This is a genomic window from Methylocella sp. CPCC 101449 (assembly GCF_031921685.1).
GTDB lineage: Bacteria > Pseudomonadota > Alphaproteobacteria > Rhizobiales > Beijerinckiaceae > Terripilifer.
In genome coordinates, this window is record NZ_JAPDHU010000001.1 from 1,343,659 (window position 1) to 1,355,964 (window position 12,306).

Consider the following 12,306-nt stretch of genomic DNA (forward strand, 5'->3'; position numbering starts at 1 on the left):
GAGGCTGAGTGAATGCGGATCGCGGTTGTCATCGTCACGGGTGTTCTCACCTGCGGCCTGTTGGCGCCGCAGAGCGCTTTAGCCCAGCGCTCGCTCGCCGATTGTGACAAGCTGACGAACGACGACGCCTATAACAGGTGCCTGGCCTCCTTCGGACCGAAGCGAGGCCAGCACATGCCCTCGGGCAGTACCGCTTATCCCGATGCGGCCGATGCGCCGCCGCGCGCCGGCGCGCCAAACGCCGCACAGGGAAGCACGACCCGCGCCAGCCGCAACAGCAGCGGCCGCAATGCCAGTTTCCGACGCAATCTGCGCGGCAATGGTCACGCGGTGATCATCACGCCGCTCAAAGGCGGCCGCCTGCGCTTTCAAATCGTCATGCCGCAGCGGCGATAGGACGTTTGTCGCAATCTAGGCTGTAGCTTTTCGTCGAACGCCTCGCGGAATCCCGGCAGGAAACGCATTCCCCGCTCGTGCGTTGATGACTTGACGTTGATGACCTGGGGAAAGCCGTTACAGTGGTGAGCCATAGCGCGACGGCGATGCCGCGGCTTTTCAAACGGCCCGTATGCCAGCATAGTCATGTCTGTGAACAGGAGGTTCGGATGAGGAAAGTTCTGATCGCAGCGACCATCGCTTTTGCAGCCATGGGCGCGGCGGCGCAGGCCGACGGCACTTTGGACAAGATCAAGTCCAGCGGCATCATCACCCAAGGCGTGCGCGAATCCTCGGGATTAGCCTATACTTTGGGCAACGGCGTCTACACCGGCTATCACTACGACGTCTGTCAGAACATCATCGCCGACATCAAGAAGAAGCTCGGCGTCGAAAAGCTGGATATCCGCTACCAGCCCGTCACCTCGCAAAATCGCGTGCCCCTGGTGCAGAACGGCACCGTCGACCTGGAATGCGGCTCGACGACCAACAACAAGGCGCGCGGCCGTGACGTCGATTTCGCCACGACGGTTTACATCGAGGAAATCAAGATCGCGGTCAAAGCCAATTCCAACATCGGCAAGCTGGAAGATCTGAACGGCAAGACCATCGCCACCACGACGGGAACCACGTCCGTACAAACCCTGCGCAAGAACAAGCGCGGCAAGGATCTCAAGTTCAATGAAGTGTTCGGCAAGGACCATGCCGACAGCTTCCTGCTGCTGCAGAGCGGCCGTGCCGACGCTTTCGTCATGGATGCGTCGATTCTCGCTGCCAATATCGCGCGGGCGCAGAACCCGAAGGAGTATAAAATCCTTCCCGAGGTTCTGGCGGTCGAGCCGATCGCGATCATGATCCGCAAGAACGATCCGGAGTTCAAGAAAGCGGTCGATGAGAGCATTGCCGCGCAGATCAAGGCCGGTACGATCGCCAAACTCTACGACAAATGGTTCATGCAGCCGATCCCGCCCAATAACGTGACGCTGAACATGCCGGCGTCCGACGCGACGAAGGAAGCCTGGGCCAATCCCAACGACAAACCGACCGAGGATTACAAACAACCCGGCGAATGAGCCCATTAGTCAGGCACGGCCACGGCCGTGCCTGATGTCTTTTCGGCCCTCGGCTGGGGCCATCGAGCGGGCGGGGTTGCATGACATATTGGCAGGACATCTGGGATCGCTGGCAATTTCTCTGGGATGACCGGGGCGACGGCGTCACCTACTGGCAATGGATGTTCTCTGCCTGGGGTTACACCGTCTCCGTCGCCGCCGTGTCCCTGGTGATCGCGCTGGCGATCGGCTGTCTCGTCGGCACCTTGCGCACGGTGTCGCAGCATCGGGTCGTCTCGTCGCTCGCCACGGGCTGGGTCGAACTGTTCCGTAACATTCCGGTGCTGGTGCAGCTCTTCCTGTGGTTCTTCGTCATTTCGGAAATCGTTCCCGGCATGCGCGGCGTGCCGAGCTTCGTTCTGGCCTGCTGCGCGCTGGGCTTCTTCACCTCGGCCCGCATCGCCGAACAGGTGCGCGCCGGCATTCTGGCCTTGCCGCGCGGCCAGCGCCAGGCGGCGCTCGCCATGGGCTTCACGCAGTTTCAGGCCTATCGCTACGTGATTTTGCCGCAGACATTTCGCATCATCATTCCGCCGCTGACCAGCGAAGCGATGAACATCGTCAAGAATTCCTCCGTCGCCTTCGCCGTGTCGATTCCCGAACTGATCAGCTTCGCCATGCAGACGCAGGAGGAAACCTCGCGCGGCATCGAAGTCTATCTGGCCGCCACCATTCTTTATGTCATCACCGCTCTGGCCATCAGCTGGTTCATGTCCATCCTCGAAAAACGGGCGCGCGTTCCCGGCCTTTCCTCGCAAGGACAGGGAGCGCACTGATGCCGGCACTGGATTTCTCCTTCTACACCTGGGCCAACATCAGCACCTATCTGCTCAGCGGCCTCTATTTCAGCGTCAGCCTGACGATCGCCGCGACGATCGGTGGCATCGCGCTCGGTACGGTCATCGCCCTGATGCGCCTGTCCGGCATCAAGCCGCTTGAATATGCGGCGCTCTGGTATGTGAACCTGCTGCGCAGCATCCCGCTGGTGATGGTCATCCTGTGGTTCTTCCTCCTGATGCCGTCGGCCTTCTATAATCTGTTTCCAGGCGACATCGGCCAGAAGTATCGCGCCGAAATTTGCGCTTTGATCACCTTCATCATTTTCGAAGCGGCTTTCTTCAGCGAGATCGTGCGCGCCGGCATCCAATCCTTGCCGCGCGGGCAGACCTTCGCCGGCCAGGCACTCGGCATGACCTACGCGCAGAACATGCGCTACATCGTTCTGCCGCAGGCGATGCGCAACATGCTGCCGGTCTTCCTCACCCAGACCATCGTGCTCTTTCAGGATACGTCGCTGGTCTATGCCATCGGCGCCTACGACATCCTCAAGGGCTTCGAGATCATGGGCAATACGTTCGGACGGCGCGTCGAAACCTATATCATGGCCGCCGTGGTCTATTTCATCATCTCGTTCGCGCTCTCCATGCTGGTGAAGCGTCTGAACGAGAAGATCCGCATCCTGCGCTAATTTAAGGGACGTCGACCGCGATGATCGAGATGAAAAACGTTTCCAAATGGTATGGCGCGACGCAGGTGCTCAACGACTGCTCGCTCAATATCGAAAAGGGCGAAGTGGTCGTCGTCTGCGGCCCGTCGGGATCCGGCAAGTCGACCCTGATCAAGACCATCAACGCGCTCGAACCCGTGCAGAAAGGCGAAATCTATGTCGATGGCGTCGCCGTTCATGACAAGGCGACCAACCTGCCGAAGCTGCGCAGCCGCGTCGGCATGGTGTTCCAGCATTTCGAACTGTTTCCGCATCTGACGGTGACCGACAATCTCACCATCGCCCAGATGAAGGTTTTGGGTCGCGGCCAGGACGAAGCCAAGCAGCGCGGCCTCAAAATGCTCGAACGCGTCGGCCTCACCGCACACAAGGACAAATTTCCCGGCCAGCTTTCCGGCGGCCAGCAGCAGCGCGTCGCCATCGCGCGGGCTTTGTCGATGGACCCTATCGTCATGCTGTTCGACGAGCCGACATCGGCGCTCGATCCCGAAATGGTCGGCGAAGTGCTCGACGTCATGGTCGGCCTCGCCGCCGAGGGCATGACGATGATGGTGGTGACGCATGAAATGGGCTTCGCCCGCAAAGTCTCCAACCGCGTCATCTTCATGGATGTCGGCGGCCATATTCTCGAAGACACCAGCAAGGACGAGTTCTTCGGCAATATCGAGGCGCGTCAGCCGCGTACGCGGGAGTTTCTCAATAAGATCCTGCCGCATTAAGGACGCAGGCCAACACCTCGGTGTCATCCCCGACACGCGCAGCGTGATCCGGGAACCAGGGGCAAACGGTAGAACCTTGGGCTGGCATCAACGCGCCCTGAACGCGCAGGGCAAGCATTGCGTCACTCACCCCTGGATCCCGGATCGCGCCGTTGGCGCGTCCGGGATGACACCAAGACTGAGCCCACGCTTCAATTCGCCGGCTTGCAGTCCATCGCCGGGTCGCGTGCCAGCTCGCTCGCCAGTTTATCAAACATCGTCGCAGCGATCAGGTCCGAGCCTTTTTGAGTGAAGTGGACGATGTCGACAAACAGGTCCTTGTCCCATTCGCCATCGAGATGCGGGCGCGTATCGACGAAGGGCGTGCCGGTGCGCGTGGCCACCGCCTCAACCATGCGGTTGTGCGCGGCGATGGCCGGCAGGATGCGCTCGATCGGCTGGAAGACGCGGCCGTAGAAATCGATCACCTCGCGCGGCGAGTTTTCATTGACCACGGCGGAGAGATTGGCGAGCACGACGCGAAAGCCGTTATCGGCGCCCATTTTGACGAGCTGCGTATAGAGCTTGTCATAGGTGTCGAGAAACTGCGTCTGCCTGGGCTTGCGATTGTAGTCGTCCAGACGTGCCTGATAGCCCTGCATGGCGAGGCGGAAACTGGCCTCGCCTAACAGCGGCGACGCGCGCGTGTGAAACACTGGCTGGCGCGGCATGGCGGCGATTTCCGGATCGACGATCGCAAGGCCGTTATAACCGTGATAGGAAATCACCATGTCGGGATGCAGCGGCAGGACGAAACGCTTGATGCGCTGCAGATTGTCGGAGAGGCCGGCGGCGGGCACGCCGGCATTGATCACTTCGATGGGGCGCTGGCAGACGAGCCGCGTGCTGAGCAGCTTCTGCAGCACTTCCGGCCAGGTCGTTTCACCGCGCCGGAACATGGTGCCGAAGACGGGCGATTCGCCGACGACGAATATGCGATAGCGATTGCCCTTGTCGGCCGTGATATCTGCGCCGCGGAAGCCGAGATTGTTGATCGGCACGTCCGCATCGAAGAAGCGACCGCGCGCATTGGGTTCTAGAATGAAGGGCAATTCGCCCTTCGGATCGGGCGCCTGGATCTTGGCGAGAACGCCGCGACCCCATTCGGCGACATATTGCGCCCACCAGATGCGGAAGGCATCGGGATCGCCCTTGGCATCGCGGAAGGAATAGACCGGCTGAGCGCGCGTCAGCACCGCGCCGACCGATGTGCGGGCGAAATAAGCATCGGCTAGCGGCAGCAGCAGGGCGAACAGCAGCAGGGTCAGCGCGCTGGTGCGCGCCAGGCCAAAACGCCAGAGCCCGCTCAACATCAACAGCGCCGTCAGGAGGCTCAGGAAAACGAGCAGGGCCAGATAGAACGGCACGCGGATATCGTTGAAGAAGAAATAGCGTGTGGCGACGGCGGCGGCGGCAAAGCCGATGAAGGACAGCAGCAGCGCCAGCCACGGCAGCGGCGCACGCGGCACCTTCGCGGATACGGGTGCCGCATGCTCGCCCCGGCCGCGATAATGCGGCCGCGCCGCCAGGATCGGCGCCTCAAAAGCGAAGAAGAAGACGGCGCAGAAGGCAACGAGCAGCGCCACATAGATGATGAGCTGCACAGTGAGCGGCAGGTGCGCCACGGCCGGCCGCAGCAGCAGGATCGCCAAAGTGTGGAACAGATAGATCGTGTAGGAGACCTTGCCCAGGAAGAAGCAGGGTTCGGCGATCCAAGCCAGCCGGTTGAAGGCAGCGCGATAGACATAGAGCGCGACGATGACGCTGGCGCCAAGCAAAGCGGCGGCGAAAGGATAGAGCTGTTGCGCCACTCGGCTGGCGTCGACCGTCGCCTGCCAGCCGAGCAGGCCGGCAAGCGCGGCCGAAGCCAAAGCGATGGCGATCGACAGCACGCCGCCGAAACGGCGCAGAATGGTGTCGATCGGATCGATGGCGCAATAGAGCAGGAAGCCGAAGGCGATGGCATCGAGCCGGAACAAAGTGACGCGGCGCACGTCCGCATCCCAATGGCTGAAATCGCCGAAGAATGAGCGTGCCAGGGCGCTGACCACGGCGAGCAGCACCATCAAGGTGATGAAGCCCCGCGCGCGCAGACGCGCCAGATTGGCAGCGACGACAATAAAGGCCGCGACCACATAGAAACACTCCTCGACCGACAGGCTCCAGGCGACGGCGAAATAGTCCTGCGCGTCGGGCAGCGGCCGGAAGAGGTTTTGTATGTAGAGCAAATAGTAGGGGAAGGATGCCGCGCCGAGATTGCCGCTGACGACGGTGATCGTGATCAAGGCGACAAGATAAGGCGGAATGGTGCGCATCCAGCGGCGCACCAGGAAGATCCATGTGTCGGCGAGCGCGGGCGAAGTGGCGCAATGGATGAGCTGCGGCGCCAGCACGAAGCCGCTCAACACGAAGAAAATCTCCACCGCGAGGATGGAGATGACATTGGCGAGCGGCCAATCGGTCGAGCCGAGCATCACATAATGGGGGATCGCGACCGAGAGAGCCGCGACACCACGCAACAGATCAAGCGACGCGAGCCTGTGCATCAGCGGCCGGGATTGCTGTAGAGAAAGGGCACATCGATCTGGCCGCCGACCAGAACGAAAATAAGCGCGTAAAGCAGAGCGACGAGGACCACGGCGGCAAACAGGCTGCCGCGCAGATTATGTCCGTAAGTCTGCCAAAAGGTCTGAAAAGGATGCAACGGCCGCTCCGGCAGGCCGCTCGGGCGGCCTGAACGGGCCTTTCAATACTGAAAGTCGCGCCGCAAGGCCAGCCAAGTCCGCCAGCTATGCCTTCCGTACTTCAGACCGGGTCGAAACCACCGTCCTTATTCAGCCTGATAGCGCCCGCGATAGCGGGCTGCGCCCATTTGGCCGTGGCACCGATGCCGCCGAAGGCGAACAGATGCGGCGAAACGCCGTCGATCTGCTTGGCGGCGGCCGCCGCCGCGATGGTGCGGATGATCGGATCGGGCGACACCGCCTTGAAGGCGTGGCGCACGAGGCCGCTGCGCGAGGCCAGAGCCTCGGCCGAGGCCTTCACGCCGCATTTGCGGGCATAGTTGAGCCAAGTCATCAGGCTGGTCGGGCCGGCGAGACCGACCCGCACGGGCGCATGCACGCCGCGCTGCCGCAGCCAGTGCAGCCAGGCGATGATGGTGCGGGAATCGAAGCAGAATTGCGTGACGATATGCGGTTCGAGGCCCGCCTGCTGGACGGCGGCAAGCTTGGTGACGAGATTGGCCTCGATCTCATCCTCGCTCATGTTCGGATGACCGTCGGGGAAGCCCGGCAGGCCAAGCGCTTTGAGCCCGCGCCGCTGGAACAGACCGTTCTCGATCACCGACAGCGCCGTCTGGATTTCACCGACGCCATGTTCCGCATCGCCACCAATGAGCAGTGCGGTGCGCACATCGGCCTCGTCGACCAAGCGGCCGACGTGGCGTTCGAGCACGTCGAAGCGCGGGAAATGCCGGGCCGAGAGATGCGGCACCGGCTCAAGCCCCGCCTGGCGGATGGCCACAGCGGCGGCCACCATTTCATCGAGCGGGCGATGGGGCAGCATGGTCAGATAGACCTGCGTGCCCGGCGCCAGGGTTTTACCCAAGGCAGCGATGTCGCCCGCCGAGGGACGCGTTGCCTCGAAGGAACAATCGCGCATGAAAGCGGCGATCTGGTCGACGGTGGCGTCGACCGGATCGGACTTGGCCGCAACGGAAGCCGTGTTCATGTTCGAACTCCGCTTGCTGCTGCTAATCGCGCCGTTTCGAGATCACATAGGACTCGTCGTAGAACCAAAGACCGTTGTTCTTGCGCAGCACGTCGCGCGTCGCTTCAAGATAAGCGTCATTGGCGACGACGGGGCCTAAGCGATCGTCTTCGACCTGCGCGACATAGATCGCCGCGTTCCAGGCGGCGAACAAAGTCGAGGTGCCAATCGATGCGCCCTCCACCTCAGTCGGCAGAGTGTGCATGTGATATTGGAACAGCGATTTGCCGTCGGCATTGGCGTTGAAATTATAATCGCGCGCCGCCGGTCCTAATTCATGTTTCACCTGTTTCAACAGGTCGTGGCGATTGTTGGTGCTGAACGGATTATCGCCCGGCCACACCTTGTCGATGATCTCCATGCCCGGATCGTTGCCGCAGGAATGGATGCCGATGAGACGGCCGCCGGGGCGCAGCGCGCGCGTCAACGGCGCGATGACACGCTTGGCCTTGAACTCGACGCTGGCGCGGGCGCGATAGGGCTGCGAAGCGATGACGAGATCGTAGTCAGCTGGCGTCTGGCCAAGGCGCGGAATAATCGGATCGAGCGCGAACTTATGATCGTCGCGATAGAGCACGAGGACCACTGGCCTGTCATAAACCGAATTGCCGGTGCGCGGGCTGGTACGGGCATTCCAGTTCTGCGCCAGGAAGGGTTCGAGATCGGTGATCTGCTTGTCGAACGTATGGGCGCTGTCGCCGGTGAGCTTCACTTCGTGCCAGACGAGGCTCGACGCGGCGCTGAGCGACTTCACCGTGAGCCAGGGCGCATCGGCATATTGCAGATTGGTCAGCACCAGAACGGTCGAGGGATGTTCGCAGAAGCGATCAACCATACGGCGCAGCGACAGACGCACGTCTTCGAGGCTGATCTCCTTGCCGACCACGTAGAACGGCATGGTCGGATAGCGGTCGTGCATAGAGCGCATCACATGGGCGAGCACGCTGCCGTCGCCGACGCCGGCATCGAACAGGCGGAAGGCCGGGGGCTTGGGATGAACGTTGGTGAGTTCTTGCGAAATGCGGTTCGCGACTTCCCACTTCTCCGAACAGGTGTTGACGAACAGCAGGTATTTTTGCCGGTTGTCGTAGAAGCGGAAATTGCGCTGGCCGTTGTCGTCCTGGCTGGCCGGCTTGTCGCCACCGCCCGGCGGCGGTGCGGAAACGGGCGGCGGGGCCGGCGGCGGCGCAGGGCGGGCGGGAGCCGGCGCCGACGGCACCATGCTCGCCATCATGCTGCGGGCGCGGCTTGAGGGCGTGTAATTGGTCATGAAGCCGCGGATCTTATCCAGCGTGTCGGTGGTGATGCGGCCGCCGTTACGCAAGCGGCTGACCAGCTTGCCGTCATTGATGGCGGCGCGGCCAAAGGTCGACTCGGCCAAGCCTGCCATACGGCAAAAATCGCTGATTTCCGTCAAAAGCTGCTGAGCGCTCATCAGTCTCCTCCCAGATGACCGAACTTCGAATTCGAGAGAAGCCTAGTCCTGCGAAAAAAATGGGACAACAGGATTATATCCCACTTTCTGAGTGGGCATAAATCGTGGATGAATCCCACTTTTACAACCCCCACATATGGTGGCCTTTGCCCCTGCATTTGTGGCAGACAGGCGCATGCTTCTGTCCGAATCTCCTCAGCGCCCCGAGGCGGCCGCGCGACCCATGGTGCGCCGGCTGAAGCTGAGCGATTTTCGCTCCTATGCCGCCCTCGATCTCGCGGTGAATTCCGACTTGGTCGTCTTGTGCGGCGAGAACGGCGCCGGGAAAACCAATGTTCTCGAAGCCTTATCCCTGCTGACCGCTGGGCGCGGGCTGCGCCGCGCCGACCTTGAGGAGCTGGCGCGGGAGGGTGGATCGGGCGGATTCGCCATTTCCGCCGAGGTCGATGGGGCGATGGGTGCCGTGCAGCTTGGCACCGGCGTGGCGGCGATGGGCCAAGAGGCTAAACAAGAAACGAAGCAGCGCCGCTACCGACTCGATCGCGAACCGCTGCCAACCGCCCGGGCCTTCGCCGATCATCTGCGCGTGGTCTGGCTGACACCGGCCATGGACGGTCTCTTCACCGGGTCTCCCGGCGAGCGCCGCCGTTTCCTCGACCGGCTGGTGCTGGCTGTCGATGCCGAGCACGGCGCCCGGGTGAACGCGCTGGAACGGGCTTTGCGCAACCGCAACCGCCTGCTGGAAGATGGCACGCGCTCCGGCGCCTGGCTCGACGCCGCCGAACGCGAGACGGCGGAAGTGGCCATCGCGGTGGCCGCCGCGCGCCATGAAACGATCAGCCGGCTGGCCGCCCTGACGGAAGCCGGCCGCTCAGCCAATGCCTTGTTTCCATGGGCGGAAATTGCCCTGAGCGGGGCCATCGAGAGCCTGGTGGCGGAGCGTTCGGCGCTGGAGGCCGAGGACGCCTATATGGAAATCCTGCGCGAGAACCGGCATCGCGACGCCGCCGCCGGCCGCACCCTGATCGGCGCCCATACCAGCGATCTCATCGTGCGCCATGGCCCCAAGGACATCGAAGCCGCCAGAGGCTCGACCGGCGAGCAGAAAGCCCTGCTGATCGGCCTGGTACTGGCGCATGCCCGGCTCGTCAGCTCCATGTGTGGGATTTGTCCCATCGTTCTACTCGACGAAGTGGCGGCGCATTTCGATCCACAGCGCCGCGAGGCCCTGTTCGCCGAATTGCGGACTTTAGGCGCCCAGGTCTGGGTGACTGGCGCCGATCCCGGCCAATTCGTCGATCTGAACCAGCCCGGCGTCACCGCCGATCTCCTGCATGTCACACCGGGGCGGATCGACCGCGCATGACCGCTTCCACCGCTGCCGTCACCGGCCAACCGCGCCCCCGCGACCTGCTGAAATCCGTCTTCGGCTATGACGGCTTCCGCCCTGGCCAGGAACAGGTGGTCGAGGCGGTCATCGCCGGCCGCTCGGTGCTGGCGGTGATGCCGACCGGCAGCGGCAAGTCGATCTGCTACCAATTGCCCGCTTTGCTTGACGACGGCGCCACCATCGTCATCTCGCCTTTGATCGCCTTGATGCGCGATCAAGTGCGCCAGCTCAAGCAGGTGGGCGTGGTGGCCGCCTCGCTCAATTCGCTCAACAGCGAAGAAGAAATCGACGAGGCCTGGGCCGGCATTCGCAGCCGCAAACTGAGGCTGTTGTTCATCGCGCCGGAACGTCTCGCCATGCCGGGGCTCGCGGCGCGGCTCGCCAGCGCAGGCTTTGCGCGCATCGCCGTCGACGAAGCCCATTGCATTTCCGAATGGGGCCACGACTTCCGACCCGAGTATCGCGACCTGCGTTCGCTCGCCGGCACACTCGGCATCCGCCAGATCGTCGCCTTCACCGCCACCGCCGATCAGACGACGCGCAACGACATCGCCTCGCGTCTGTTCGACGGCGAGCCCGATGTCTTCCTGCATAGTTTCGACCGGCCGAACCTGCATCTGCGCTTTGCCGCCAAGGATCAGCCGCGTCGGCAATTGCTCGATTTCCTGCGCGGCAAACGCGGCCAGAGCGGCATCGTCTATTGCGCCTCGCGCAAGAAAACCGAGGATTTATCGGCCTTTCTCAACGCCGAGGGCCATGCGGCCATCGCCTATCACGCCGGCCTGGAACAGCGGCTGCGCAATCAGGCGCAAGATCGCTTCCTGCAAGACGAAGGCGTGATCGCGGTGGCGACGATCGCCTTCGGCATGGGCATCAATAAGCCGGACGTGCGCTTCGTCGTGCATGCCGACATGCCCTCCAGCGTCGAAGCCTATTACCAGGAGATCGGCCGCGCCGGACGCGATGGCCTGCCCGCCGAAACGCTTACCCTCTACGGTCTCGACGACATGGCGCTGCGGCGACGGCAGATCGACGAGCGCGATCTGTCCGACGAGCAGCGGCGCGTCGAACATCGCCGCTTCGGTTCCATGGCGATGCTGTGCGAGGCGACCTCGTGCCGGCGGCAATTGCTGCTCGGCTATTTCGACGAGGAGAGCGCGCCCTGCGGCCAGTGCGACTGCTGCCGCAACGAAATCCGCCTCGCCGATGGCCAGATCGAAGCGCAGAAAGTGCTTTCGGCGGTGGCGCGCACCGGCCAGCGCTTCGGCGTTGGCTATCTCACCGACATCCTGCGGGGCACGATGACCGATGCGGTGCGCCGCAACGGCCATGACAAGCTCAAAACCTTCGGCGTCGGCCAGGATCGCGGCAAGGCGGCCTGGTCCTCGATCATCCGCCAGCTCTTCGCCGCCGGCGCCCTGGTCAATGCCAGCGAGGAATTCGGCGGCTTTGCCCTGTCGGAGACCGGGCTGGAGATTTTGCGCGGCGAGCGGCCGTTTTTGCTGCGGGAAACGACCCTCACTGAGGCCCCGAAGGGCCAGCGGCGGCGTCGGGGGATCGGCAGCGACAATCCGGAAGAGGACAATGCGGTGCTGGCGGCGCTGCGCACCCGCCGCCGGGAACTGGCCCGCGAACAGGGCGTGCCGGCCTTCATGATCTTCGCCGACCGTACTTTGATCGAAATGGCCGAAAGACGCCCCGAAACCCTCGACCAAATGGCCGAAATCTACGGCGTCGGCGAGCGCAAATTGCGGCTTTACGGCGATGCCTTTCTGGAGGCTCTGGCGAGCGCTTCGTAAGCCCCAGAAATCGACCTTTGCCAAGCCTCGAAAGTTACGGTTTTACGTGCATTTCCTGGCCGTTTCAGGGTATGGTACGGGTTCGAATCGAACCTATAT

11 protein-coding genes are annotated in these 12,306 nt (G+C 62.7%); 7 read left to right on the forward strand and 4 right to left on the reverse strand.

Features of this window, described 5'->3' with window-relative positions:
- Nucleotides 1-12: 12 nt before the first annotated feature.
- The 5 genes from OIM99_RS06135 to OIM99_RS06155 all read left to right on the forward strand — a co-directional run bounded on the left by OIM99_RS06135 (nucleotide 13) and on the right by OIM99_RS06155 (nucleotide 3,773).
- Nucleotides 13-396, forward strand: a complete 384-nt coding sequence (locus OIM99_RS06135) for a hypothetical protein (RefSeq protein WP_311849443.1) — start codon at nucleotides 13-15, stop codon at nucleotides 394-396.
- 209 nt (nucleotides 397-605) lie between these two features.
- Nucleotides 606-1,508 carry an amino acid ABC transporter substrate-binding protein gene (locus OIM99_RS06140; protein WP_311849444.1) on the forward strand — a complete coding sequence of 301 codons (903 nt, stop codon included), beginning with the start codon at nucleotides 606-608 and terminating at the stop codon, nucleotides 1,506-1,508.
- Between the two features lie 80 nt (nucleotides 1,509-1,588).
- On the forward strand, nucleotides 1,589-2,323 hold the full coding sequence (locus OIM99_RS06145) for an amino acid ABC transporter permease (protein WP_311849445.1): 735 nt from the start codon (nucleotides 1,589-1,591) through the stop codon (nucleotides 2,321-2,323).
- Nucleotides 2,323-3,015 (forward strand): amino acid ABC transporter permease, encoded by a 693-nt coding sequence (locus OIM99_RS06150; protein WP_311849446.1) that lies wholly within the window; start codon nucleotides 2,323-2,325, stop codon nucleotides 3,013-3,015. Before OIM99_RS06145 ends, OIM99_RS06150 begins: the two co-directional genes overlap by 1 nt.
- Before the next feature lie 20 nt (nucleotides 3,016-3,035).
- Nucleotides 3,036-3,773 carry an amino acid ABC transporter ATP-binding protein gene (locus OIM99_RS06155; protein WP_311849447.1) on the forward strand — a complete coding sequence of 246 codons (738 nt, stop codon included), beginning with the start codon at nucleotides 3,036-3,038 and terminating at the stop codon, nucleotides 3,771-3,773.
- A 191-nt stretch (nucleotides 3,774-3,964) separates the two neighbouring features.
- On the opposite strand, the gene OIM99_RS06160 is transcribed toward OIM99_RS06155, so the two are convergent.
- From OIM99_RS06160 to OIM99_RS06175, 4 genes are all read right to left on the reverse strand, one after another.
- Nucleotides 3,965-6,358 (reverse strand): acyltransferase family protein, encoded by a 2,394-nt coding sequence (locus OIM99_RS06160; protein ID WP_311849448.1) that lies wholly within the window; start codon nucleotides 6,356-6,358, stop codon nucleotides 3,965-3,967.
- The gene (locus OIM99_RS06165) at nucleotides 6,358-6,516 is read right to left on the reverse strand and encodes a hypothetical protein (RefSeq protein WP_311849449.1); all 159 of its coding nucleotides are present in this window, start codon (nucleotides 6,514-6,516) and stop codon (nucleotides 6,358-6,360) included. The genes OIM99_RS06160 and OIM99_RS06165 overlap by 1 nt, the downstream gene beginning before the upstream one ends.
- 101 nt (nucleotides 6,517-6,617) lie before the next feature.
- Nucleotides 6,618-7,544: a hypothetical protein gene (locus OIM99_RS06170; protein WP_311849450.1), complete on the reverse strand. Its 927-nt coding sequence runs from the start codon at nucleotides 7,542-7,544 to the stop codon at nucleotides 6,618-6,620.
- Between the two features lie 22 nt (nucleotides 7,545-7,566).
- Nucleotides 7,567-9,018 (reverse strand): hypothetical protein, encoded by a 1,452-nt coding sequence (locus OIM99_RS06175; protein WP_311849451.1) that lies wholly within the window; start codon nucleotides 9,016-9,018, stop codon nucleotides 7,567-7,569.
- A gap of 175 nt (nucleotides 9,019-9,193) precedes the next feature.
- On the opposite strand from OIM99_RS06175, the gene recF reads away from it, so the two are divergent.
- On the forward strand, nucleotides 9,194-10,384 hold the full coding sequence (gene recF / locus OIM99_RS06180; RefSeq protein ID WP_311849452.1) for a DNA replication/repair protein RecF: 1,191 nt from the start codon (nucleotides 9,194-9,196) through the stop codon (nucleotides 10,382-10,384).
- Nucleotides 10,381-12,207 (forward strand): DNA helicase RecQ, encoded by a 1,827-nt coding sequence (gene recQ, locus OIM99_RS06185; protein ID WP_311849453.1) that lies wholly within the window; start codon nucleotides 10,381-10,383, stop codon nucleotides 12,205-12,207. Before recF ends, recQ begins: the two co-directional genes overlap by 4 nt.
- The last annotated feature ends 99 nt before the right edge of the window (nucleotides 12,208-12,306 follow it).

Coding starts and splice junctions, on each gene's coding strand:
- OIM99_RS06135 (WP_311849443.1), top strand. CDS start 13: ATGCGGATCGCGGTTGTCATCGTCACGGGTGTTCTCACCTGCGGCCTG.
- OIM99_RS06140 (WP_311849444.1), top strand. CDS start 606: ATGAGGAAAGTTCTGATCGCAGCGACCATCGCTTTTGCAGCCATGGGC.
- OIM99_RS06145 (WP_311849445.1), top strand. CDS start 1,589: ATGACATATTGGCAGGACATCTGGGATCGCTGGCAATTTCTCTGGGAT.
- OIM99_RS06150 (WP_311849446.1), top strand. CDS start 2,323: ATGCCGGCACTGGATTTCTCCTTCTACACCTGGGCCAACATCAGCACC.
- OIM99_RS06155 (WP_311849447.1), top strand. CDS start 3,036: ATGATCGAGATGAAAAACGTTTCCAAATGGTATGGCGCGACGCAGGTG.
- OIM99_RS06160 (WP_311849448.1), bottom strand. CDS start 6,358: ATGCACAGGCTCGCGTCGCTTGATCTGTTGCGTGGTGTCGCGGCTCTC.
- OIM99_RS06170 (WP_311849450.1), bottom strand. CDS start 7,544: ATGAACACGGCTTCCGTTGCGGCCAAGTCCGATCCGGTCGACGCCACC.
- OIM99_RS06175 (WP_311849451.1), bottom strand. CDS start 9,018: ATGAGCGCTCAGCAGCTTTTGACGGAAATCAGCGATTTTTGCCGTATG.
- recF (WP_311849452.1), top strand. CDS start 9,194: ATGCTTCTGTCCGAATCTCCTCAGCGCCCCGAGGCGGCCGCGCGACCC.
- recQ (WP_311849453.1), top strand. CDS start 10,381: ATGACCGCTTCCACCGCTGCCGTCACCGGCCAACCGCGCCCCCGCGAC.